At 68.1% G+C, this 21,767-nt stretch carries 27 protein-coding genes; 12 read left to right on the top strand and 15 right to left on the bottom strand.

The window, feature by feature from the left end:
• The first annotated feature begins 41 nt into the window (after nt 1-41).
• On the top strand, nt 42-353 hold the full coding sequence (locus PotMrB4_RS23555) for an EthD family reductase (protein WP_172434623.1): 312 nt from the start codon (nt 42-44) through the stop codon (nt 351-353).
• A gap of 58 nt (nt 354-411) precedes the next feature.
• On the opposite strand, the gene PotMrB4_RS23550 is transcribed toward PotMrB4_RS23555, so the two are convergent.
• From PotMrB4_RS23550 to PotMrB4_RS23535, 4 genes are all read right to left on the bottom strand, one after another.
• Entirely contained in the window at nt 412-1,320 is a 909-nt protein-coding gene (locus tag PotMrB4_RS23550) for an acyltransferase (protein ID WP_142014624.1), read from the bottom strand.
• 179 nt (nt 1,321-1,499) lie between these two features.
• Nucleotides 1,500-3,587 carry a phosphate acetyltransferase gene (gene pta / locus PotMrB4_RS23545; RefSeq protein ID WP_107330952.1) on the bottom strand — a complete coding sequence of 696 codons (2,088 nt, stop codon included), beginning with the start codon at nt 3,585-3,587 and terminating at the stop codon, nt 1,500-1,502.
• 8 nt (nt 3,588-3,595) lie between these two features.
• A complete protein-coding gene (locus PotMrB4_RS23540; RefSeq protein WP_044411466.1) occupies nt 3,596-4,780 on the bottom strand; it encodes an acetate kinase in 1,185 nt (394 codons plus the stop codon).
• Between the two features lie 16 nt (nt 4,781-4,796).
• Nucleotides 4,797-5,120, bottom strand: coding sequence for a DUF3565 domain-containing protein (locus PotMrB4_RS23535; RefSeq protein WP_074970991.1), 324 nt, complete (start codon nt 5,118-5,120; stop codon nt 4,797-4,799).
• Here PotMrB4_RS23535 and PotMrB4_RS23530 point away from each other — a divergent pair.
• The 5 genes from PotMrB4_RS23530 to PotMrB4_RS23510 all read left to right on the top strand — a co-directional run bounded on the left by PotMrB4_RS23530 (nt 5,089) and on the right by PotMrB4_RS23510 (nt 9,706).
• Nucleotides 5,089-5,574, top strand: coding sequence for an FKBP-type peptidyl-prolyl cis-trans isomerase (locus PotMrB4_RS23530; RefSeq protein WP_074970702.1), 486 nt, complete (start codon nt 5,089-5,091; stop codon nt 5,572-5,574). The two genes, PotMrB4_RS23535 and PotMrB4_RS23530, sit on opposite strands and share 32 nt — an antisense overlap.
• 128 nt (nt 5,575-5,702) lie before the next feature.
• Nucleotides 5,703-6,185: a glutathione peroxidase gene (locus tag PotMrB4_RS23525; RefSeq protein ID WP_044411458.1), complete on the top strand. Its 483-nt coding sequence runs from the start codon at nt 5,703-5,705 to the stop codon at nt 6,183-6,185.
• 217 nt (nt 6,186-6,402) lie between these two features.
• Nucleotides 6,403-6,993: a TetR/AcrR family transcriptional regulator gene (locus PotMrB4_RS23520; protein ID WP_172434622.1), complete on the top strand. Its 591-nt coding sequence runs from the start codon at nt 6,403-6,405 to the stop codon at nt 6,991-6,993.
• A 59-nt stretch (nt 6,994-7,052) separates the two neighbouring features.
• A complete protein-coding gene (locus PotMrB4_RS23515) occupies nt 7,053-8,162 on the top strand; it encodes an NADH:flavin oxidoreductase (RefSeq protein ID WP_172434621.1) in 1,110 nt (369 codons plus the stop codon).
• A gap of 584 nt (nt 8,163-8,746) precedes the next feature.
• Nucleotides 8,747-9,706 (top strand): DegV family protein, encoded by a 960-nt coding sequence (locus tag PotMrB4_RS23510; protein WP_044411449.1) that lies wholly within the window; start codon nt 8,747-8,749, stop codon nt 9,704-9,706.
• A 4-nt stretch (nt 9,707-9,710) separates the two neighbouring features.
• Here the strand turns inward: PotMrB4_RS23510 and PotMrB4_RS23505 are convergent, their stop codons facing one another.
• The gene (locus tag PotMrB4_RS23505) at nt 9,711-10,901 is read right to left on the bottom strand and encodes a glycosyltransferase family 4 protein (RefSeq protein WP_172434620.1); all 1,191 of its coding nucleotides are present in this window, start codon (nt 10,899-10,901) and stop codon (nt 9,711-9,713) included.
• Nucleotides 10,902-11,001: 100 nt separating this feature from the next.
• Nucleotides 11,002-11,748 (bottom strand): sulfate transporter CysZ, encoded by a 747-nt coding sequence (cysZ, locus tag PotMrB4_RS23500; protein ID WP_172434619.1) that lies wholly within the window; start codon nt 11,746-11,748, stop codon nt 11,002-11,004.
• A gap of 264 nt (nt 11,749-12,012) precedes the next feature.
• Here cysZ and trxB point away from each other — a divergent pair, with 264 nt between their 5' ends.
• The gene (gene trxB / locus PotMrB4_RS23495) at nt 12,013-12,960 is read left to right on the top strand and encodes a thioredoxin-disulfide reductase (RefSeq protein WP_142014645.1); all 948 of its coding nucleotides are present in this window, start codon (nt 12,013-12,015) and stop codon (nt 12,958-12,960) included.
• A 7-nt stretch (nt 12,961-12,967) separates the two neighbouring features.
• Here trxB and PotMrB4_RS23490 read toward each other — a convergent pair whose 3' ends face one another.
• From PotMrB4_RS23490 to PotMrB4_RS23460, 7 genes are all read right to left on the bottom strand, one after another.
• A complete protein-coding gene (locus PotMrB4_RS23490) occupies nt 12,968-13,570 on the bottom strand; it encodes a putative glycolipid-binding domain-containing protein (RefSeq protein ID WP_142014648.1) in 603 nt (200 codons plus the stop codon).
• Nucleotides 13,571-13,733: 163 nt separating this feature from the next.
• Nucleotides 13,734-14,075, bottom strand: a complete 342-nt coding sequence (locus tag PotMrB4_RS23485; RefSeq protein ID WP_044411437.1) for a HopJ type III effector protein — start codon at nt 14,073-14,075, stop codon at nt 13,734-13,736.
• Nucleotides 14,072-14,365, bottom strand: a complete 294-nt coding sequence (locus tag PotMrB4_RS23480; RefSeq protein WP_044411434.1) for a DUF1244 domain-containing protein — start codon at nt 14,363-14,365, stop codon at nt 14,072-14,074. The genes PotMrB4_RS23485 and PotMrB4_RS23480 overlap by 4 nt, the downstream gene beginning before the upstream one ends.
• 94 nt (nt 14,366-14,459) lie before the next feature.
• Nucleotides 14,460-14,831, bottom strand: a complete 372-nt coding sequence (folX, locus tag PotMrB4_RS23475) for a dihydroneopterin triphosphate 2'-epimerase (RefSeq protein WP_074970718.1) — start codon at nt 14,829-14,831, stop codon at nt 14,460-14,462.
• 2 nt (nt 14,832-14,833) lie between these two features.
• Complete coding sequence (gene folE / locus PotMrB4_RS23470) at nt 14,834-15,391, bottom strand: GTP cyclohydrolase I FolE (protein ID WP_044411428.1); 558 nt, start codon at nt 15,389-15,391, stop codon at nt 14,834-14,836.
• 22 nt (nt 15,392-15,413) lie between these two features.
• Nucleotides 15,414-16,124, bottom strand: a complete 711-nt coding sequence (folM, locus tag PotMrB4_RS23465) for a dihydromonapterin reductase (protein WP_172434618.1) — start codon at nt 16,122-16,124, stop codon at nt 15,414-15,416.
• 207 nt (nt 16,125-16,331) lie between these two features.
• Entirely contained in the window at nt 16,332-16,901 is a 570-nt protein-coding gene (locus PotMrB4_RS23460) for an antibiotic biosynthesis monooxygenase (RefSeq protein ID WP_044411422.1), read from the bottom strand.
• Nucleotides 16,902-17,168: 267 nt separating this feature from the next.
• Between PotMrB4_RS23460 and PotMrB4_RS23455 the strand changes: the two genes are divergently transcribed.
• The gene (locus PotMrB4_RS23455; RefSeq protein ID WP_172434617.1) at nt 17,169-18,101 is read left to right on the top strand and encodes a MerR family transcriptional regulator; all 933 of its coding nucleotides are present in this window, start codon (nt 17,169-17,171) and stop codon (nt 18,099-18,101) included.
• 55 nt (nt 18,102-18,156) lie between these two features.
• Here PotMrB4_RS23455 and PotMrB4_RS23450 read toward each other — a convergent pair whose 3' ends face one another.
• A complete protein-coding gene (locus tag PotMrB4_RS23450; RefSeq protein ID WP_044411416.1) occupies nt 18,157-18,603 on the bottom strand; it encodes a PAS domain S-box protein in 447 nt (148 codons plus the stop codon).
• A gap of 98 nt (nt 18,604-18,701) precedes the next feature.
• On the opposite strand from PotMrB4_RS23450, the gene PotMrB4_RS23445 reads away from it, so the two are divergent.
• Nucleotides 18,702-19,151, top strand: coding sequence for a flavodoxin (locus tag PotMrB4_RS23445; RefSeq protein WP_044411413.1), 450 nt, complete (start codon nt 18,702-18,704; stop codon nt 19,149-19,151).
• Nucleotides 19,151-19,609, top strand: coding sequence for a cupin domain-containing protein (locus tag PotMrB4_RS23440; protein ID WP_074970722.1), 459 nt, complete (start codon nt 19,151-19,153; stop codon nt 19,607-19,609). The genes PotMrB4_RS23445 and PotMrB4_RS23440 overlap by 1 nt, the downstream gene beginning before the upstream one ends.
• Here the strand turns inward: PotMrB4_RS23440 and PotMrB4_RS23435 are convergent.
• The gene (locus tag PotMrB4_RS23435) at nt 19,606-20,511 is read right to left on the bottom strand and encodes a LysR family transcriptional regulator (protein WP_074970724.1); all 906 of its coding nucleotides are present in this window, start codon (nt 20,509-20,511) and stop codon (nt 19,606-19,608) included. The genes PotMrB4_RS23440 and PotMrB4_RS23435 overlap by 4 nt on opposite strands.
• 95 nt (nt 20,512-20,606) lie before the next feature.
• On the opposite strand from PotMrB4_RS23435, the gene PotMrB4_RS23430 reads away from it, so the two are divergent.
• Both PotMrB4_RS23430 and PotMrB4_RS23425 read left to right on the top strand, forming a co-directional pair.
• The gene (locus PotMrB4_RS23430; RefSeq protein WP_172434616.1) at nt 20,607-20,993 is read left to right on the top strand and encodes a CidA/LrgA family protein; all 387 of its coding nucleotides are present in this window, start codon (nt 20,607-20,609) and stop codon (nt 20,991-20,993) included.
• Entirely contained in the window at nt 20,983-21,669 is a 687-nt protein-coding gene (locus tag PotMrB4_RS23425) for an LrgB family protein (RefSeq protein WP_172434615.1), read from the top strand. Before PotMrB4_RS23430 ends, PotMrB4_RS23425 begins: the two co-directional genes overlap by 11 nt.
• Nucleotides 21,670-21,767: the final 98 nt, after the last annotated feature.

The raw sequence follows: 21,767 nt of genomic DNA, 5'->3' as shown, positions 1-21,767 counted from the left end.
CCGACGGCGCGTGAGGTCGCCGCATTCGCAAGGAGCATCCTATGTATTGCCTGTTCGTCGCCTACCCCAACAACGAGGGGGGCACCTTCGATTTCACCTACTACCTGGAGAAGCACATCCCCCTGGTGCGCGAGCTGCTGGGGGACAACCTGGTCAAGGTGGAGGTCCAGAAGGGCCTGGCCTCCGGAGACGGTTCGGCGGCGCCGTTCGTGTGTACCGCGCACATCTGGATCCGCTCCATCGACACCCTACAGGCGACCCTGCGCAAGCATGGCCAGGCCATCAACGACGACATCCCGCGCTACACCAGCATCGCGCCGCTGCTGCAGGTGAACGAGGTGCTGGGCGACTGAGGCTGCTGGCTCCTGAATGACGAAGCCCGCCGATTGGCGGGCTTCTGCGTCCTGGGGGTCAGGAACGGGGCGGGTGGCTCTGGTGCAACGCCGCCAGCTCGGCGTCCTTGCGTTCCCACAGCTGGTTGACCCAGAGCTGGAAGTCCTTGCGGTAGGCCTCGTCCTGGTCGTAGCTGCGGCCGAGGAAGCCGGCGGGGATCGGCAGCGCCTCGATGCGCACCACCACCTCACCGACCTGGCCGGCCATCAGCGCCCAGAAGCTCGGGTTGCCGCCGGGGTAGTGGATGGTGATGTTCAGCAGCGCCTCCAGTTGATCGCCCATGGCGTCCAGCACGAAGGCCACGCCGCCGGCCTTGGGCTTGAGCAGGTAGCGGAAGGGCGAGGCCTGCTGGGCGTGCTTGGCCGGGGTGAAGCGGGTGCCTTCGAGGAAGTTGAAGATGCCCACCGGGTTGTGGCGGAACTTGTCGCAGGTGCGGCGGGTGGTTTCCAGGTCCTTGCCTTTCTTCTCCGGGTGCTTGGCCAGGTAGGCCTTGGAGTAGCGCTTCATGAAGGGGAAATCCAGCGCCCACCAGCACAGGCCGATCACGGGGACCCAGATCAGCTCCTGCTTGAGGAAGAACTTCAGCGGGCGGATGCGCCGGTTGAACACGTACTGCAGCACCAGGATGTCCACCCAGCTCTGGTGGTTGCTGGTGACCAGGTAGGAGTGCTGGTAGTCCAGCCCTTCCATGCCCTGCACGTCCCAGCGGGTGTGGCGGACCAGGTTCATCCAGGTCTTGTTGCAGCTCACCCAGGACTCGTGGATGAAGCTCACCAGCGGGTTCAGCGCCTGGCGCACCGCCTGGAACGGCAGCAGCAACCGCAGCAGGGTGATGGCGAACAGCGGCCAGCACCAGAACAGGGTGTTGAGGGCGAGCAGCAGGGAGGCGAGGACGCCGCGCAGGGGCGCGGGAAGGAAGCTGAGCATGGGAACCTCGTGTCTGGGCAGTCTGTGCCGCCCTGTTCGGTGGACGCCGTGCCGGTGGGCGGCCCGTTGGTGGCCAAGGTTAACGGTTGTTCACTGGACTGCAAGCGCGAAGGGTGACCATTCGGTCGCGGCGGTTTCTCCGCTGCCTGGCCCCCTCCCGGCGGGAGGGGGCACGCGGCTTAGGCGTCGGGTCTGGCGGTGGCGGCCTGGATGGCGGTGAGGGCGATGGTGTAGACGATGTCGTCCACCAGTGCCCCACGGGACAGGTCGTTCACCGGCTTGCGCAGGCCCTGCAGCATGGGGCCGACGCTGACCACCTGGGCGCTGCGCTGTACGGCCTTGTAGGTGGTGTTGCCGGTGTTCAGGTCGGGGAACACGAACACCGTGGCGCGCCCGGCCACGGCGCTGCCCGGCGCCTTCTGCCGGCCGACGCTGTCGATGGCGGCGGCGTCGTACTGCAACGGGCCGTCGATCGACAGGTCGGGCCGGGCGGCCTTGGCCAGGCGGGTCGCCTCGCGCACCTTCTCGACGTCCTCACCGGTGCCGGAGTCGCCGGTGGAGTAGCTGATCATCGCCACCCGCGGGTCGATGCCGAAGGCGGCGGCGGAGGCAGCGCTCTGCACGGCGATCTCGGCCAGCTCCTCGGCGCTGGGGTCGGGGTTCACCGCGCAGTCGCCGTAGACCACCACCTGTTCCGGCAGGAGCATGAAGAACACCGAGGACACCAGCTTGTAGCCGGGGGCGGTCTTGATCAGCTGCAGGGCCGGGCGGATGGTGTTGGCGGTGGTGTGCACGGCGCCGGACACCAGGCCGTCCACCTCGTCCAGGGCCAGCATCATGGTGCCCAGCACCACATTGTCTTCCAGTTGCGCGGCGGCCATTGGTGCGTTCAGGCCCTTGCCCTGGCGCAGGGTCACCATGGGCTCTACGTAGCGCGGGCGCACCAGGTCCGGGTCGAGCACCTCCAGCCCTTCGGGCAGCACGATGCCCAGGGCGCGGGCCACGGCCTGCACGTCCTCGGGCTTGGCCAGCAGCACGCAGCGGGCGATGCCGCGCGCCTGGCAGATGGCGGCGGCCTGCACGGTGCGCGGTTCGGCCCCTTCCGGCAGGACGATGCGCTTGCCCGCCTGCTGGGCGCGCTTGACCAGCTGGTGGCGGAACGCCGGTGGCGACAGGTGCGGCACGCGCGGGGTGCCGCAGCGCTCGCGCAGCCAGTCGTGGTCGAGGAAGCGGGCGATGAACTCGGTGACCTTCTCCGCACGTTCGCGGTCATCCACCGGGATCTCGCGGTTCATGCGGTTGAGGTCGGTGGCGGTGCCATAGGTGCCGCTGGCCACGCTGAGCACCGGCAGGCCGCCCTGCAGCGCGCCCTGGCACAGCTCCATGATGCGCGGGTCGGGCGGGAAGTCGCTGCACAGCAGCAGGCCGGCCAGGGGCACGCCGTTCATGGCGGCGAGGCTGGCGGCGAGGATGATGTCGTCGCGGTCGCCCGGGGTCACCACCAGCACGCCGGGTTTGAGCAGCGGCACCGTGTTGGGCACGGTGCGCGCGCAGAGGATGATCTTCTGCACCCGGCGCTGGTCGTAGTCGCCGGCGTTGATCACCCGTGCGCCCAGCAGGTCGGCCACGTCGCGGGTGCGCGGGGCGTTCAGCTCCTCTTCCCAGGGGATGCAGCCGAGCAGGCGGAAGTGCTTGGCGCGCAGCAGGGCGGTGTTGTCCTGCAGCTGCGGGCCGAGGGTGTCGTCGCGCACCTTGTTGAGGATCACGCCGAGCACCTTGGGATCATCCGGGCCGCCGAAGAGCTGGGCCTGGATCTCCAGGCGGTCGGCCAGCTCGGTGACTGTCTCGTCCTCCGGCGCGGAGACCAGGATCACCTCGGCGTCCAGGCTGCGCGCCAGGTGGGCGTTGACCCGCGCCGCGTAGCTGGCGTGGCGGGTCGGCACCATGCCTTCGACGATAACCACGTCGCGGTCCTCGGCCACCTGCTGGTAGCGGCCGACGATTTCTTCCAGCAGCTCGTCCAGCTGGCCGTCGCCGAGCAGGCGTTCGACCTGGGCCAGTTCCATCGCTTTGGGCGGGGTCAGGCCGTGGGTGCGGGCGATGAGCTCGCTGGAGCGTTCCGGGCCGAGGTCGCCGGGGTGGGGCTGGGCGATGGGTTTGTAGAAGCCGACCTTGAGGCCGGCCAGTTCCAGGGCGCGGACCAGGCCGAGGCTGATGGAGGTCAGGCCGACACCGAAGCCGGTGGGGGCGATGAAGAAGGTATGCATGGGGCGCCTCAGTTGAGCAGGGCGAGGGTGTCGAGGGCGATCTGCCGCTCCTCGTTGGTGGGGACGACGAGGATGCGGGTCCGTCCGTAGCGGTGGATGGGGCCGGCGATGCCCTGCACGCAGCGGGCATTGGCCTCCTGGTCGATGGCCAAGTCCAGCAGTTGCAGGTGGGCCACGGTCTTGCTGCGGATCAGCGGCGAGTTCTCGCCGATGCCGCCGGTGAAGATCAGCCCGTCCAGCTGGGGCAGGGCGCAGCTCATGGCCGCCAGGCTCTTGGCCAGGCGGTAGCAGAACACCTCGATGGCCAGGGTGGCGCCGGGGTGGCCCTGGCTGCGGGCCTGCTCCAGGGTGCGCATGTCGTTGGAAAGCCCGGAGAGGCCCTTGAGGCCGCTCTCGTGGTTCAGCACACGGGTCACTTCGTCCAGGCTCCAGCCCAGGGTGCGGGCCAGGTGGCTGTGCAGGTTGGGGTCGATGTCGCCGCTGCGGGTCCCCATCACCGTGCCCTCCAGGGGCGTCAGGCCCATGCTGGTGTCGCGACTCTGGCCGTTGACGATGGCGCAGGTGGAGCAGCCGTTGCCCAGGTGCGCCGACAGCCAGCTGCTGTCGCCGATGGACAGCCCGGCGATCTCCGCCGCGCGGTGGCTGACGTAGCGGTGGCTGGTGCCGTGGAAGCCGTAGCGGCGCACGCCGTGGTCGCGATAGAGCGACTCGGGCAGGGCGTAGCGGTAGGCGTGTTCGGGCAGGCTCTGGTGGTAGGCGGTGTCGAACACCGCCACCTGGGGCAGTTGCGGGTAGACGCTCATGGCGGCTTCGATCCCCTGCAGTGCCGCCGGGTTGTGCAGCGGCGCCAGGGGCGAGATGGCGCGGATGGTGGCGAGCACGTCGGCATCCAGCCGCCGCGCCGAGGTGAAGCGCTCGCCACCGTGCACCACGCGGTGACCGATGCCGTGGAGCTTGCCGCCGGTGACGGCCTGCACCAGTGGCAGCAACTGGGCGAGGGCGGCGCGGTAGTCGCCGTTGGGCAGCATCAGGCTGTCCTTCTCGCCGCCGCGCTGCCAGCGCAGCTCGGCCTCCGGCGTGCCCAGGCGGTCGGCGATGCCGCGCAGGGGGAACTGTGAATGGGCCTCGCTGACCAAGGCGAACTTGATCGACGCACTGCCACAGTTGATCACCAGGATATTGCGTGCGGGCATCTCGCCTCCTTGTCGGTTAGTCCTTGTCCTCGGTGTCCTGCTCCCTGGCGCACCAGCCACAGGCAAAGGGCTGGCCGAGGTGCGCCTCGCGCTGCCGTGGGTCGAGGACCCAGGCCCGCGACTGCCACGGCGGCTGATGGCGCAGATGCTGGGTGTGCCCGCAGGAAAGCAGGGCCACCCAGTGGCCGTCCTCGTCCTGGCGGAAACCCAGCAAACGCGAGCCCCGTCCGTCAATCGGCGGGTCGCCATCGGCCGGTTTGGCAGTTAGACTTGCCACCTTTCCACTCTTATCCAAAAGGTCTCGCACCATGCTGATCGCCGCCAACAAGGCAGTCTCCATCGACTATACCCTGACCAACGACGCCGGTGAGGTGATCGACAGCTCCCGTGGCGGCGCGCCGCTGGTCTACCTGCACGGTGCGGGCAACATCATCGTCGGCCTGGAGCGTGCCCTCGAAGGCAAGCAGGCCGGCGACGAAGTGAAAGTGGCCATCGAGCCCGAAGACGCCTACGGCGAATACAGCGCCGAGCTGGTCGCCACCCTGAGCCGCGCCATGTTCGAAGGCGTGGACGAGCTGGAAGTCGGCATGCAGTTCCACGCCTCCGCTCCGGACGGCGGCATGCAGATCGTCACCATCCGCGACATCGACGGCGACGACGTGACCGTCGACGGCAACCACCCGCTGGCCGGCCAGCGCCTGAACTTCGAAGTGAAGGTGGTCAACGTGCGTGAAGCCAACGCCGAAGAGATCGCCCACGGTCACATCCACGGCGAAGGTGGTCACCACCACTGAGTGATGACAGGCGATCTGCGGCGCGCGGCGACGCGGATCGGCTGCTAAGCTCAAGTTCACCGGAAAGGCGCCCTCGGGCGCCTTTTTCGTCTCTCGTGCAAACCCGCGTCGATCCAGGAGTCTGTGAGATGAGTGCCTTCCACGACCTCAAGCTGCGTGCCCTCGACGGCCAGGAACTGCCGCTTGCTCCCTACAAGGGGAAGGTGGTGCTGGTGGTCAACGTTGCTTCTCGCTGTGGCCTGACGCCGCAGTACGCCGGGCTGGAGAAACTGCACCAGCAGTTCCAGGACCGGGGCTTCAGCGTACTGGGTGTCCCCTGCAACCAGTTCGCCGCCCAGGAGCCGGGCAGTGAGGACGAGATCCGCGAGTTCTGCACCCTGAACTACGGCGTGACCTTCCCGCTCGGCAGCAAGATGGACGTCAACGGCGCCAGCCGTCACCCGCTCTACCGCCTGCTGGCCGGTGAAGGGGCCGAGTTCCCCGGCGACATCACCTGGAACTTCGAGAAGTTCCTGGTGGGCAAGGACGGCCGCGTGCTCGCCCGCTTCTCGCCCCGCACCACCCCCGAAGACCCCGCCCTGGTGGCGGCCATCGAGAAAGCGCTGGGCTGACGCTTCTTTCCCCTCTTCCCATCCACCATGCGGGGCCCTGCTGAGGCCAGTTGCAGCCCTGCGGGCTGCCTGGCGACTGAAGTCGCCCCTGCAAGGTGCACGGGTTACCCCCGCGCAGGCCATTACCTCGGAGTAAGCCGCGCGGGCTTTCTGATCCAAAATCACCCTGATCAATAGTGCTGTGCCGAGCGAGACGACCGGTCATATGCTCGCCGCCATGAACAGCATCCGACTCGACAAGCGTGACCTCATCCTCGCCAAGGGCACCCAGGTGATGACCCGTGCCGGCTACCACGGCACCGGCGTGCAGGAGATCGTCCAGGCCGCCGGCATCCCCAAGGGCTCGTTCTACCACTACTTCGCCAGCAAGGAAGACTTCGCCCTCCAGGCCCTGGACTACCTCTACTCGCCGCGCCTCGAGCGCTATGCCCAGGCCCTGTCCGACCCGGCGAAGAGCCCGTGCCAGCGGGTGCTCGACTACTACGGTGAACTGGTCAGCCACTTCACCCGCCACGAGAAGCTGGAATACCACTGCTTCATCGGCAGCCTGAGCTTCGAGATGGCCGAACTGTCGCCGGCCATCGGCGCCCAGGTGGACGCCATCCTGCAGCGCTCGGCGGACATCCTCCAGGCTTGCCTGGAAGAGGCCCAGCGTGCCGGCGAGCTCCCGGCCGATGAAGACTGCGCCAACCTTGCCGGCTTCATCGCCAACGCCTGGCAGGGCGTGCTCACCCGCCTCAAGGTCGGTGCCGGCGCCCGGCCGCTGTTCGATTTCATGACCCGCCTGCAGCGCCTGCTGCGGGTGTGACCCCCTAAAAAGCCCATTAACGAGACGACCGGTCACTTGGCCGGAATCAGGAGACCCCGATGACCGCATCCGTAGACGCCCTGTTCGCCCCCTTCCGCCTCGGCGCCCTGGAGCTGCCGACCCGCGTGGTGATGGCGCCCATGACCCGCTCCTTCTCCCCGGGTGGCGTGCCCACCGAGCAGGTGGTCGAGTACTACCGCCGCCGTGCTGCGGCCGGTGTCGGCCTGATCGTCACCGAAGGCACCACCATCGGCCACCAGGCCGCCAATGGTTACCCCCACGTCCCGCGCTTCTACGGCGAGGACGCCCTGGCCGGCTGGAAGCAGGTGGTCGAGGCTGTGCACGCCGAAGGCGGCAAGATCGTCCCGCAGCTGTGGCACGTCGGTAACGTCCGCCGCCTGGGCACCGAGCCGGACGCCAGCGTTCCCGGCTACGGCCCCAGCGAGAAGCTCAAGGACGGCCAGGTGGTGGTCCACGGCATGACCCAGCAGGACATCGACGAGGTCGTCGCCGCCTACGCCCAGGCCGCCCGCGACGCCAAGGCCATCGGCATGGACGGCGTCGAGCTGCACGGCGCCCACGGCTACCTGATCGACCAGTTCTTCTGGGAAGGCACCAACCAGCGCACCGACGGCTACGGCGGCAGCCTGGCCAACCGCTCGCGCTTCGCCATCGAAGTGATCAAGGCCGTGCGCGAGGCCGTCGGCCCCGACTACCCGATCATCTTCCGCTTCTCCCAGTGGAAGCAGCAGGACTACACCGCCCGCCTGGTGCAGACCCCGGAAGAGCTGGAAGGCTTCCTCAAGCCGCTGTCCGAGGCCGGCGTGGATATCTTCCACTGCTCCACCCGTCGCTTCTGGGAGCCGGAGTTCGAAGGCTCCGACCTCAACCTGGCCGGCTGGACCCGCAAGCTCACCGGCAAGCCCACCATCACCGTCGGCAGCGTCGGCCTGGATGGCGAGTTCCTGCAGTTCATGGTCAAGACCGACAAGGTCGCCCAGCCGGCCAACATCGAAGGCCTGCTGGAGCGCCTGAACAAGCAGGAGTTCGACCTGGTGGCCGTGGGCCGCGCCCTGTTGGTGGACCCGGACTGGGCAACCAAGGTCCGCGAAGGCCGCATGCAGGACATCCTGCCGTTCAGCCGCGACGCCCTGACCAGCCTGGTCTGAGCACGACCCCCGGTGCGTCGGCCTGGCCGGCGCACCCATTTCCAGCCCCGTCTCGTGCGGGGCTTTTTTGTGGCTACGGTTTTTGCAACTCGCCGGCGCCGAACGCTCTGAGGCAGCAAGTCATGAGCGCACTCGGTGGTCGTGCTTGCCAAGAGGGTGAGGCAGGGAAACTGCCCCTTCAGGAGGCCGAGCGCAGTCGTTGCGCAGGGGGACGAGCGGCATGGATGCCGCGAGAGGCGCGTCAGGCCATGGATGGCCCATCGCGCCGGCCCCCGTAGCAGCGACGGAGCGAGGGAAGTCCCGCGCAGCGGGACCCGGATGGCGGGGCGAGCCTTTTTGGTTTCTTTTTTGTGGGCGGCATTCCGACGATTGAAAAAAGAAACTCGCCTGGGAAGGCGAAACAGGGAACATCCGCAGAACTCGATAATCAGCTTGGTCCCCCAAATAGTGGGCTTAGGGCACGGCCTTCGACAGGCCACCCTCACCACAAACCCTCAATCGGTTGGGCTGACTTGCCCCGGACGAAGGCGCATGGTCCGGGCACCACAACAAGCGGCCGGTCCACCGGCCCTAGGAGTCGTCCCATGCGCACCGGATTGGTGGTGGATGCCACCTGCGATCTGCCTCAGACCTTCATCGCGGAGCGGGGCATCCGCGTTCTGCCCATCCGTATCCGCCTCGGCCAGGACACCCTGGTGGACCGCCGCATTCCCGAGGTTACCGGGCGTTTCTACGTCGACCAGTTGCCCCGGGTCGGCCCTGGCGATGGCAGCGAGCCGCTGAGCGCTGCGGAAACCCAGGCCTGGTTCCTCGAAGAACTGGTGACCCAGTACGACCACGTCATCTGCCTGACCCTTTCCGCCCAGCGCAGCGCCATCTTCGAGCACGCCACCCAGGCCTCCTTCGGCCTGCTGCAGTGTTACCGCGAGCGGCGCAGCGCGGCCGGGCTGACCACGCCGTTCGCCATGCGGGTGATCGACGGCCGCACGCTGTTCGCCGGCAGCGCGGTGTTGGCCGCCGAGGCCGTGCGGCTGATCGCCGGGGGCGGCCATCCCAGTGCGGTGCGGGCGCGGCTGGAGCAATTGGCCGAGTCGGTGTGCACCTTCCTCATCGCCGATGACCTCGGCCACCTGCGCAAGCGCGGCTTCCAGAAGGGCGAGCGCAGCGGCCTGCTGGACCGCATGCGCGGTGCGGCCCTGGGGATCGGTTCGCTGCTGGACGTGAAGCCGGTGATCAGCGTGCAGCAGGGCGAGGACAAGCCCGTGACCCTGGCGCCGAGTTTCGAGCGGGCGGCGGAGAAGCTGTTCGCCCACGCCTGCGCGCGGGTGATGGCGGGCGACCTGCTGGCGCCGCAGCTGTGCATCAGCTACGCCGGGGAACTGTCCCTGGTGCGTGACCTGCCGGGCTTCGCCGAGCTGGAGGCCGCCTGCCTCGCGCGGGACGTGGTGCTGCAGGTGGCGATGCTCAGCCCCACCGGCGCCATCAACCTGGGGCGTGGTGCCCTCAGCCTGGCCTTCGCCGCACCGGCCCGGCCGTTCGGCTGAGGCCTCAGGGCGAGGGCGGCTGCAGGCGGGCGTCGGCGGGCAGCGCCGCCTCGGCGGAGCCGACGCTGCGCAGGTGCTGCTCGAACTGCTGGACGATGCTGTCCCAGTCCTGGCGGCCGGCGTGCTGGCGGGCGTTGAGGCGTACCCGGCGCAGAGTCTCGTCGTCTTCCAGCAACCAGCAGGCAGCGTCGCTGAAGGTGGCCGGCTCGTCGGGCACCGCCAGGGCGCCGTTGTGCCCATGGCGGATGTGCTGGGCCGCGGCGGCCTGGTCGAAGGCCACCACCGCCAGGCCCGAGGCCAGCGCCTCCAGCACCACGTTGCCGAAGGTCTCGGATTGGCTGGGGAAGAGGAACAGGTCGGCGCTGGCGTAGTGCCGGGCCAGTTCCTCGCCGCGCTGGATGCCGCAGAACAACGCCTCCGGCAGCTCGGCCTGCAAGGCGGTGCGCGACGGGCCGTCGCCCACCACGATGAGCTTCAGGCGGCGCTGGGGATGGGCCTTGCACAAGGCCTGGAAGGTGGGCGCCAGCAGCCGCAGGTTCTTCTCCGGGGCCAGGCGGCCGACGTGCAGCACGGCGATGTCGTCCGGCTCCAGCCCCCAGGCTTCCCGCAGGCCCTGGCAGCGCCGGGCCGGGGTGAACAGCTGGCCGTCGACGCCGCGTGCCAGCAGGGCCAGGCGCTCGAAGCCGCGACGGCGCAGCTCCTCGCTCTGGCTGGCGCTGGGCACCAGGGTCAGTTGCGAGGTGTTGTGGAACCAGCGCAGGTAGTTGGTCAGCAGGCGCGTCAGCAGGCCCACGCCGTAGTGGCCGGTGTACTGCTGGAAGTTGGTGTGGAAGCCGCTGATCACCGGCACCCCCAGGCGCCGCGCCGCACGCAGGGCGGACAGGCCGAGGGGGCCTTCGGTGGCGATGTAGAGCACGTCGGGGCGGCGTTGCTTCCAGCGCGTCAGCAGCTTGTGCAGGCTCGACTGGCCCCATTGCAGCCCCGGGTAGCCGGGCAGCGGCCAGCCGCGCACCAGCAACAGCTCGTCGCTGCTCTTCACGCCCTGGTCCACGGCCTGGCGGGGGCGCACCAGCTGCAGCTGGTGCCCGCGTGCGCGCAGGCCCTCGCACAGCCGCGACAGGGTGTTGGCGACGCCGTTGATTTCCGGCAGGTAGGTTTCGCTGACGAGGGCGATTCGAAGGGCAGGCAGGCTCATGACTTGAGTGTCGACGCCCGCCGTTTAGCCCGTGTGAATTTTGCGTGACCGGCCGGTGACAGCCGGGGAAGGCGGCGCGGACCTAGGCCCGCTCCGGTGATCAGCGGGGCAGGGCCTTGTCGCCGCCTTCGCGCACCCAGAACAGGGTGGCGCCGGCGACGGCGGCGGGCATCATCACGATGTTGACGAAGGGGATCAGCAGCGCCAGGTACACCGAGCCACCGAAGCCCAGGCTCTGCCAGCGCTTCTCGCGCAGCCAGGCGAGCATCTCGTTCCAGCCCAGCTTGTGGTTGTCCGCCGGGTAGTCGATGTACTGCACGGCCATCATCCAGATGCCGAAGACGAACCACAGCGGCGTGCTCACCAGGTTCACCACGGGGATGAAGCTGAGGATCAGCAGGCCCGCCGCGCGGGGCAGGAAGTAGCCCAGCTTGCGCAGTTCGCGGCCGACGGTGCGCGGCACCATGGCCACCAGTTCGGCCCAGCTGAAGGGCGGGAAGTCGTCCTGGCCGCGCACCACCACTTCCACCTTCTCGGCGAGGAAGCCGTTGAAGGGCGCGGCGATGATGTTGGCGATCATGGTGAAACTGAAGAACACCAGCAGCACCACCAGCGCCACGAACAGCGGCCAGATCAGGTATTCGAGGAAGCTCGCCCAGTTGGGCAGGCTGGGCATGAAGGCATCGACCCAGCCGCTGAATTCGCGGATGGCGAAGCCGATCAGGGCGATGAACAGCAGGAGGTTCAGGGTCAGCGGCAGCAGCACGAACAGGCGCAGGCCGGGACGCAGGATGAGTTTCAGGCCTTCGCCGAGGTATTGCGGGCCGGACAGGGCAGGGGCGGTCATCGGGCGCTCCATGAAGGGGGACTGGCGGACCTTACCGACTTTGCCGATGCGGTAAAAGCGCTGGCGTCACACGCCCGCCAGGCGATAGGGGCGCCCTATCGAGGGGATAAGCAATGCACATTTCCGTGGCCGGGGGCGGCGTCGGTAGCCTTGCCAGCATTTTCGGGGGCTTGCCGGCTCCCGCTGGTTCGCGAGGCCGCTGCATTCCCTAAGCCTTCCCCAAGTGCTCGCAGCGGCCTCTTTTTATTACCTGAGGTGTCCGCCATGTCCGTCACTCGCCACGCCCGCGTCATCATCCTCGGCTCCGGCCCCGCCGGTTACAGCGCGGCCGTCTATGCCGCCCGCGCCAACCTCAAGCCCTTGCTGATCACTGGCCTGCAGGCAGGCGGGCAACTGACCACCACCACCGAGGTGGACAACTGGCCGGGCGATGCCCACGGGCTCACCGGGCCGGCGCTGATGCAGCGCATGCAGGAACACGCCGAGCGCTTTGAGACGGAGATCGTCTTTGACCACATCAACGCTGTGGACCTGGCCGGCGAGCCTTTCACCCTGGTGGGGGACAGCGGCACCTACAGCTGCAACGCGCTGATCATCGCCACCGGTGCCAGCGCCCGTTACCTGGGGCTACCCTCCGAGGAACGCTTCATGGGCAAGGGTGTGTCCGCCTGCGCCACCTGCGACGGCTTCTTCTACCGCAACCGCGAGGTGGCGGTGGTGGGCGGTGGCAACACGGCCGTGGAAGAGGCGCTGTACCTGGCCAACATCGCCAGCAAGGTGACCCTGGTGCACCGCCGGGAGACCTTCCGCGCCGAGAAGATCCTGCAGGACAAGCTCCGCGCGCGCATCGCCGAGGGGCGCATCGTGCTCAAGCTCAATGCCGAGGTGGACGAGGTGCTGGGCGACGACATGGGCGTGACCGGTGTGCGCCTGCGCGGCCGCGACGGGCTGATGGACGAGCTGAAGGTGGACGGCCTGTTCGTCGCCATCGGCCACACGCCGAACACCTCGCTGTTCGAGGGCCAGCTGGCCCTGCGCGACGGCTACGTGGTGGTCAACGGCGGGCGTGACGGCAATGCCACCGCCACCAGCGTGGCCGGGGTGTTCGCCGCCGGTGACGTGGCCGACTCGGTGTACCGCCAGGCCATCACCTCCGCCGGCGCCGGCTGCATGGCGGCGCTGGACGTGGAACGCTACCTCGACGCGCTCTGAGGGCGCGTCAGACCCAGGTGTTGATGGGCAGTTCGGCCAGGCGCAGGGTGCGGGCGTCCAGGCGCAGGAACTGCCCTTCGAGGCGGGTGGCTAGGCCCCGGTCGTCGAGGGTCAGTTCGCCGCCCGCGTCGCCTTCCTGTTCCCAGTGGTACCGGCTCAGCTGCGCATCGCGCTTCACGCAGCGGTAGCGCTGTGGGCGCGCCTGCACCGTCAGGGTGGGCAGGTCGATATGCGCCACCTGGTGGGTGTGTTCTTCCCAGGTCTCCAGCGGCTTGCCCAGCAGGATCGGGCTGTGGGTGAAGGGGCTGGCGCCCAGCATCACCTGGTCGCAGGGCTCCAGGTCCGGGCAGGGCTGTCCGTCGAGGGTCCAGCGGCCGTCGTCGGCACGCTGCAGGCGCAGGCTGCGGGGGCCGTGGTCGTCCACCTTCAGCCAGAGCTGGCGGAAGCGCCATTCGGGGTCGTAGTCCAGCACGTAGGTGGCGGCGAAACTGCTGCCGCCGCGGCTCTGCATGAGGTGGCTGCTGACGTGGACGCCGTCGGCGTCACGGTGCAGGCGCAGGTGCTCCACGCCGGGGTGGGACCAGGGTTTCCAAACGAGGGTCTGTTGCATCCATGCGACTCCGAAACTGCACGGGAAGGGGGGAACGCTCAACGGGGTGTATAGGCGTAGGACACCTTCCCTGGTGTTCCCGTTACGTCGCGCAGGATACGTTGTTCCTTTTGTGACGTATGTCAGCTTTCTCTGACAGATGAGTCGCGTGCAGAGCGGCTTATCAGGCCTTGCGCTTGAGCGGCTCGCCGTCGAAGCGAACGCCGTCCAGGCCGCTCTTCATCAGCGCGCGGATGTTGCCGTGGTCACTGCCTTCGGGGGTGGCCAGCACGGCGCGGTAGTGCTCGCCGAACGCCAGCAGGGCTTCGTCGCGGCTCAGGCCTTCCAGCAGGGCCAGGCCCAGGGTCTTGCAGGAGCCCTCGTTCTGCCCGGCGGCGTTCTCCACGCCGCCGTTGACGAAGGCACAGGGCTGGTAGTCGTAGCCGGCGGCGATGAAGGCCAGGGTGTCGGCGAAGAGGTGCTCGCCACTGGCCAGGCGGCCACGGAATGCATTCAGGTCGTTCATGCTTTGTTCGCTTTGTCGAAGGCCGCTTGCTGCTCGGCGCTGGCTTCTTTCTGGTACTTGGCCTTCCAGTCGGCATAGGGCATGCCGTAGATCTCTTCGCGGGCCTGCTCGGGGCTGACTTCGACGCCGATGTCGTCGGCGGCGGCCTTGTACCACTTGGACAGGCAGTTGCGGCAGAAGCCGGCGAGGTTCATCAGGTCGATGTTCTGCACATCGGTGCGGCTGCGCAGGTGCTGGACCAGCCGACGGAAGGCGGCGGCTTCGAGTTCGAGGCGCTGTTGCTCGTTCATCGGAGGACTCCTTGGGATCGGTGAGGAGGGCGCGGCGATGATAAGAGCCGCTCCCGGGGACGGCAATGCCCGGCGCGAGGCCGGGCAGCGGGGATCAGCGGTGGCCGGCGAGGGTGATCGACACCGACTCGGCGAAACGCAGGGCGTGGGGCTTGTCCACTTCCACTTCGGCGTAGCTCACCCGGGGGTTGGTCATCACCAGGTCGAGGATCTCCTGGGTCAGGCGTTCCAGCAGGGCGAAGCGGTTCTCCTCGACGTGCTGGATGATGGCCTTGGTGATGGTGCGGTAGTTCAACGCATGGTCGATGTCGTTGAAGTCCACCGCGTCGGCGGCCGGGTAGAGGATGGTGAGGTTGATCAGCACATCCTGCTTGTTGAGGATCTCCTCCTCCTTGATCCCGATGTAGGTACGCAGGCGCAGGTCCTTCACGCGGATCCGCGCCATTCCTGGCTCCAGTCTCGGCATGCTCAGCTCCGTCCGATGAGTTTGAGGAATTCCTGGCGGGTGCTCGGCGATTCACGGAAGGCCCCGAGCATGACCGAGGTGGTCATCACCGAGTTCTGCTTCTCCACGCCGCGCATCATCATGCACATGTGCTTGGCCTCGATCACCACGGCGACGCCGGCGGCGCCGGTCACGCGCTGGATGGCCTCGGCGATCTGCCGGGTGAGGTTCTCCTGGATCTGCAGGCGGCGGGCGAACATGTCGACGATGCGCGCCACCTTGGACAGGCCGAGCACCTTGCCGGTGGGAATGTACGCCACGTGCGCCTTGCCGATGAAGGGCAGCAGGTGGTGCTCGCACAGGGAGTAGAGCTCGATGTCCTTCACGGTCACCATCTCGTCGTTGTCGGACGAGAACAGCGCGCCGTTGACCACTTCCTCCAGGCTCTGCTCGTAGCCACGGCACAGGTAGCGCATCGCCTTGGCAGCCCGCTTGGGCGTATCCAGCAGGCCCTCGCGCTCGGGGTTCTCACCCACGCCCATGAGGATTTCCCGGTAGTGGGAGGACAGGTCGTCATTCATCTTGGCAGTCCGTACGGCCGGTTCACTTCAGGTGGCGGCCGCCATTGAGGGTTAGCGTCGTTCCGGTGACGTAGGGGTTGTCCAGCAGGTAGCGCAGGCCCTGGTACACGACTTCCGGCCCGGGCTCGATGCCGAGGGCGGATTTGGCCAGGGTCTTCGTCCTGTAGGTGGCGTCGTCACCGGTGTTGAACATCACCAACGCCGGCGCGATGCCGTTGACCTTGATGGCCGGGGCATAGCGGGCGGCAAAGGAGAGGGTGAGGTTGTCCAGCCCGGCCTTGCTGGCGCTGTAGGCGATGCGTTTCTCGCTGCCCTTGCGCGCCACGTCGTCGCTGATGTGGACGATGTCGGCCGGACCGCCGTGGCGCAGCAGCGCCTCGGCATGCAGGTTGATCAGGTAGGGCGCCAGCATGTGCACGCTGAACATCCGCTGGAAGGCCTCGGCCTCGTGGCCGGGCGCTTCGGTGAGCCAGTCGGAGGCGTTGTGCACGATGGCCCGCAGGTGCGGCGTAGCGGCCTTGAGCTGTTCGATGAAGGCGAGGATGCCGGCTTCGTCCGAGAAGTCCGCCGCGATCACGCAGGCGCCGCGCTCACGCAGCCGGTGCACGCCTTCGCGCTCGGTGCGGTAGCTGATGATCACCGGCTGGCCGTCTTCCAGCAGGCGTTCGGCGCAATGCAAGCCCACGCGCTGGCTGGCACCGGTGATCAGGATGGGAGCGGCCGAAGGGCTCATGGGGGCCTCGTGGCAGGGCGATACCCCAGGCTGGGGCGGAATGGTGAAAACTTATACCAGAAGCCTGAGTTTGTACAATTCTTGGCGCTGAAGAAATCCGGATTCCGACCGTAAATTCAGCCAAGGCCTTGATTTGTGTGGGGTTATAGAAAAAGAGAGGGTGTTGGAGGGTTGTACAGATTTTGCCTCTGTACAACCTTTGTGACGTTATCGGGAGGGAGCCGTGAGGCCGGGGCGGCGGGTACGGGAAGCCGGGGCGTTCAGCCAGGGAGCCAGCAGGCGGGTGGATAACGGGATGAACCAGTAGGTCATCAGTGGCGTCAAAACCAACGTGCTCAAAAAGACGCGCAACAGCAGGTCGAGTCCGCCGAGCCAGGGGCCGAACAGCAGGTTGAAGCCCAGCGATACCGGGAAGAAGGCCAGCCAGATGGCGATGCTCTGCTTCCAGCGGGGTGGCCGGCGGTCAGCACTGCCGAACCAGGCGTCCAGGCCCAGCGCGCGGTGTTCGTGAGGGCGGTCGAAAAGGCCGGCGCCGCGTTCCAGCCAGGCACGGCGAGAGGCGGAATGCTCCCAGGCGGCCAGGGTGGGCTCGTCGGCGAAGCGGAAGATCATCTGGAATTCGTCGTCGTTGGGCGGCGGGGCCAGGACGCCCGAGCCGAGGTAGCCGGGGAAGTCGGCGGCCAGTTGCTCGCCTTCGCGCAGCCAGGCCATGAAATCGTCGTAGCGCTCGCGGGTGACCCGGCGCGCCACCATGAGGGTGACGGGATCGGCAGACATCGTGTATCTCCTGTTGCAGGCGCCGCCCAGGGTAGGGGCAGCGCAGGAAGCGGCCCGGGGTAGTGGGCCTGCTTCTTTCAGAGGCAAGGATTATTCCTGTTTCGGCTGAATACGCCAGTGCCGCGTGCCATGGGGCCGCCGGATGGCAACCGGACAGTGGAAGCCGGCTCGGTGCGCGCCCATGGCGCATGCCGCACCGCATCCGGGCACTGAGCAAGGAGCCGGGCCTGGGTTAAACTCTGCGCTTTCAAGCCCAGACCTTTTGCCATGACCGATAACGCAGCCATCGCCATGCAGCAGGAAGAACTCTTCCCGATCCGCGAAGTCTCCCGCCTCACCGGCGTCAACCCGGTCACCCTGCGCGCCTGGGAGCGTCGCTACGGGCTGATCCAGCCGACCCGTACCGACAGCGGCCACCGCCTCTATTCCTATGCCGACGTCGAGGCCGTGCGCAGCATCCTGGCCTGGATCGACCGTGGCGTACCGGTCAGCAAGGTCGGGCAGATCCTCGCCCGCAGCGCCTCCACCCGGGCACCCGCCCCGGTGCAGCCGGCTGCCTCCATGGCGGAGTGGGGCGAGTGGCAGATGCAGTTGCGCCGGGCGCTGTCGGCCTTCGACGGCCCGTCCCTGGAGCGTCTCTATGGACAGGTGTTCTCCACCTACCCGCTCACCGTGGTGTTCCAGGACGTGCTGATGCCGCTCTGGCGCGACCTGCTGCTGCGCCAGGACGAATACGGCGTGGCCAGCGAATGGGCCTTCTTCGATGCCTTCCTGCGCGGGCGCGTGCTGCAGCGCCTGCAGCTGTCACCGGGGGATGGGGAAGATTGCGTGGTGGTCGCCCCGCTGCAGGGCGAGTGCCGCGAACTGGAGTTGCTGGTGGCGGCCTTGCTGCTCAGCCATGGTGACTGCGCGATCCGCGTGCTGGGGCTGGACCAGCCGTTCCAGGAGCTGCCGCTGGTATGCGAGAAGATCGCGCCCCAGGCGCTGGTGGTGTTCTCCAACCACCCGCCGGCGGACGACCTGGCCGCGCGCCTCGGGCGCCTGGCGCTCTCGGTGGAGTGCCCACTGGCCCTGGCCGGCGAAGCCGCCGACCTGATCGGCAGCGCCCTGGAGCGTAGCCCGGTGGCCACCCTGGGCAGCGAGGGGCGCACCATGCAACTGCGCTTGCGCCGCCTGCTCGACGGTCACCTGGACACCTGACAGAACCTGGAAGAACCCGCTGCGCCGCCGCAACGGCCTCGCCTGCCTTGACGCCTCAGCCCCCCAGTTCCGCGATGCGGGCCTTCAGGGCTGCCACCTCCGCCTCCAGTTCGCGCACGCGCTGGCGTGCCTCGACCTCGGGGCTCACGTCCTTCTGGATGCCGATGTAGTACGTCAGCTGGTCCGCCTCGTTGTGCACCGGGGTGATGGACAGCTCGTTCCAGAACACGCTGCCGTCCTTGCGGTAGTTGCGCAGGATCTGCCGGCTCGGCTCGCCCTTCTTGATCGCCTGGCGGATCGCCGCGAGGCCGAGCTGGTCACGATCGCCCGCCTGCAGGAAGCGGCAATCGCGGTAGAGGATGTCGTCCTGGCTGTAGCCGGTCAGCCGTTCGAACGCCGGGTTCGCATAGATGAGGATGTTGTCGTCGCCTTCCTGTTCGGCGACGACGATGCCGTCGTTGGAGGCTTCGACCACCAGCTGGAGCAGTTTGGCGTTGATCATGACGAGTTCCTGGTTCGAGGTGCAGGGATTCTAAAACATCGGGGGCGGACTGCCAGTTGCGGCATAATGCGATTCATTTCGCGCTAACAGGAGAAGTCATGAAAGTCGCCATCCTATCCGGCTCGGTCTATGGCACCGCCGAAGAAGTCGCCCGCCACGCCGAGCGGCTGCTCAAGGCCGCCGGCCACGAGGCCTGGCACAAGGCCGGGATGACCCTCGACGAACTCAAGGCGTTCGGCCCCGAAGCGTTCCTCAGTGTGACCTCCACCACCGGCATGGGCGAGCTGCCCGACAACCTGCTGCCCCTCTACCACGCCCTGCGCGACCAGCTGCCCGACTGGCGCGGCCGTCCCGCCGCCGTGCTGGCCCTCGGCGACTCCAGCTACGACCAGTTCTGCGGTGGCGGCGAGATGATGCGTGAGCTGCACGCCGAGCTGGGCCTGCGCGAGGTGCAGGAGATGCTGCGCCTGGACGCCAGCGAAACCGTCACCCCGGAAGTGGACGCCGAGCCCTGGATCGCCCGCTTCGCCGCTGCGCTCAGCGCCTGATGCACCCGCGCGCGGCGTACCTCATCGAAGCCCTGCAACTGGCCCCGCACCCCGAGGGTGGCTTCTACCGCCGGGTGTTCGAGGCCCAGGGCAGCCTGGCGGATGGCCGCTCGATGTCCTCGTCGATCTTCTTCCTCCTGCCCGCCGGCGGCATCAGCCGCTGGCACCGGGTGGACGCCGACGAGACCTGGCATTTCTACGAAGGCGACCCGCTGGAGCTGCTGATCGCCGACGACCCCCAGGCCCTGCGCCGCGAGCGCCTCGGGCCGGTGGGCGAGGGCAGCCTGCCGCAGCGCACCGTGCGTGCCCATGCCTGGCAGGCGGCGCGGGCCCTCGGGGCCTACACCCTGGTGGGCTGCAACGTCGCCCCGGCCTTCGAGTTCGACGGTTTCCGCTTGCTGGCCGACGACCTCGACGCTCAGCGCCGGTGGCCGCTGCTGGACCGGCAATTCCTCTAGCCCGCTGCGTCGCCTGGCGCCGTCAGCGGCGAATATTCCTTCAACAGATCCAGCCAGGCCTGCGCCGCCCGTGACAGGTAGGCGCCCTGGCGCCAGACGAAGGCGATGTCCCAGCGCAGGTCCGGCTCCACCAGCGGCACCCGGCGCAGGCCCGGTCGTTCCAGCGTGCGGGCGACGATGCGCGGCAGCAGCACCACGCCCTGGCCGGCGGCCACCAGCGCCGCGAGGAAGTCCGCCTGGCCGCTGCGTCCCACCTCCCGTGGGGTGAAGCCGGCCTGGCGACACGCCAGCAGCAGGCGGTCGTTGAGGGTGAAGCTCTGCTGGTAGAGCAGGAAGGGCGCGTCCTTCAACTGGGCCAGGGCGATGCCGTCACACCCCGCCAGCTCATGGGCTTCGGGCAGCAGCACGTCCAGCGGCTCGTTGCAGAACGGCTGGAAGGCCAGCGCCGGATCGTTGGGCGTGAGGCTGCCGCCGATGTCCAGCTCACCGCGCAGCAGCGCCTCCTCCATCAGCTTGCTGCCGCCCTCGAACAGCCGCACCACGATGTTCGGGTAGCGCTGCCGGTACGCGGCGAACAGCTCGGCGAACATCACCTCGCCACCCAGCAGCGGCAGGCCCAGGCGCAGCTCGCCCCGGGCCAGCTGGCTGAGGTCGTCCAGCTCGCTGTAGAGGTCCTGGCGCAGGCGCAGCAGCTCGTCCGCACGGCGCAGCACCAGGGTGCCGGCATCGGTCAGGCGCAGATTCGGGCCGTTGCGCTCCAGCAACAGCACCCCCAGGCGCTGCTCCAGCTGGGCCACCTGCTTGCTGATGGTGGACTGGGTGGCGTGCAGGGTCTTGGCCGCCTGGGTGAAGCCGCCCTGGCGCACCACTTCGACAAAACTGCGCAGCTGGTGAAATTCCATCGCTATTCCAATCTCGAATGGGAGCAAGTCGAACAATTCGCTTTTGGGATGATAGGCGCGGCCCTAAGCTGCACGCCATCACTGGAGTGCATCCCATGTCCCGCGCCCGCCTCAGCCACTTGTCCCGCCTCGTCCTGCAGCTCGTCGTGCTCATCACCCTTTACCTGCTGGGTGGCCAGATCGCCGCCTGGCTGGCCTGGCCGATTCCCGGCGGGGTGATCGGCCTCGGCCTGCTGCTGGCCGCCTTCGCCAGCGGTCGCGTGCAGCCCGCAGCGCTGCAACTGGGCGCCGGGCTGTTGATGGCGGAGATGCTGCTGTTCTTCATCCCGGCGCTGATGAGCCTGCTGGACTACGGTGCGCTGCTGCGCAGCGAAGGCTGGCGCATCCTGCTGGTGATCGGCGTCAGCACGTTGCTGGTGATGCTCGCCACCGCCCTGACCGTGGAGCTGGTGTGCCGCTGGAGTGAACGCCATGAGCACTGATCCGATGGCCTGGTTCTGGCTCGCCCTGACCCTCGGCGGCTACCTGCTCAGCCGCTGGCTGTACCGGCGCAGCGGACGCTACCTGCTGTCGCCGCTGATCCTGGTGCCGTCGCTGCTGCTGGCGGTGGCCGTGCCGTTGCACACCGCCTATGCCGAGTACGCCGGGCTCACCCACTGGCTGATGCTGCTGCTCGGCCCGGCCACGGTGGCCTTCGCTGTGCCCATCTGGCAGCAGCGCGCCCTGCTGGCCCGGCATTGGCCGGCGCTCTCACTGGGCATGCTGATGGGCAGCAGCGTGGCCATCGCCAGCTCCTGGTGGCTGGCCCAGGCCCTGGCCCTGGAGGCGCCGGTGAGCCGCTCGCTGGTGCCGCGTTCGATCACCACGCCCTTCGCCATGCCCCTGGCCCAGGGCCTGGGCGGCGTACCGGAGCTGACGGCGGTGTTCGTGATGATCACCGGCGTCTTCGGCGCCCTCGCCGGCAGCCTGCTGATCCGCTTCCTGCCGCTGCGCAGCAGCCTCGCCCGGGGCGCCCTGTTCGGCGTCGGTGCCCACGGTGCCGGGGTCAGCCGGGCCCAGGAAGTGGGGCGCGAAGAGGGCACCGTCGCCGGCCTGGTGATGGTCCTGATGGGGCTGCTGAACCTGTTCGCCGCGCCTCTGCTGACCCACCTGTTGTGACTCCCTCGGTCATCAGGATGGCTGCCAAGGCGACTCGCGGGGTGGCACGGCCTCGCTAGACTCCGGTCACCCACAACAACAACGAGGTGATCGCCGTG

The organism is Metapseudomonas otitidis (assembly GCF_011397855.1).
Taxonomy (GTDB): Bacteria; Pseudomonadota; Gammaproteobacteria; order Pseudomonadales; family Pseudomonadaceae; genus Metapseudomonas; species Metapseudomonas otitidis.
The sequence above is the reverse complement of the archived record's forward strand: the minus strand, read 5'-3'. Positions and strand labels throughout refer to the sequence as shown.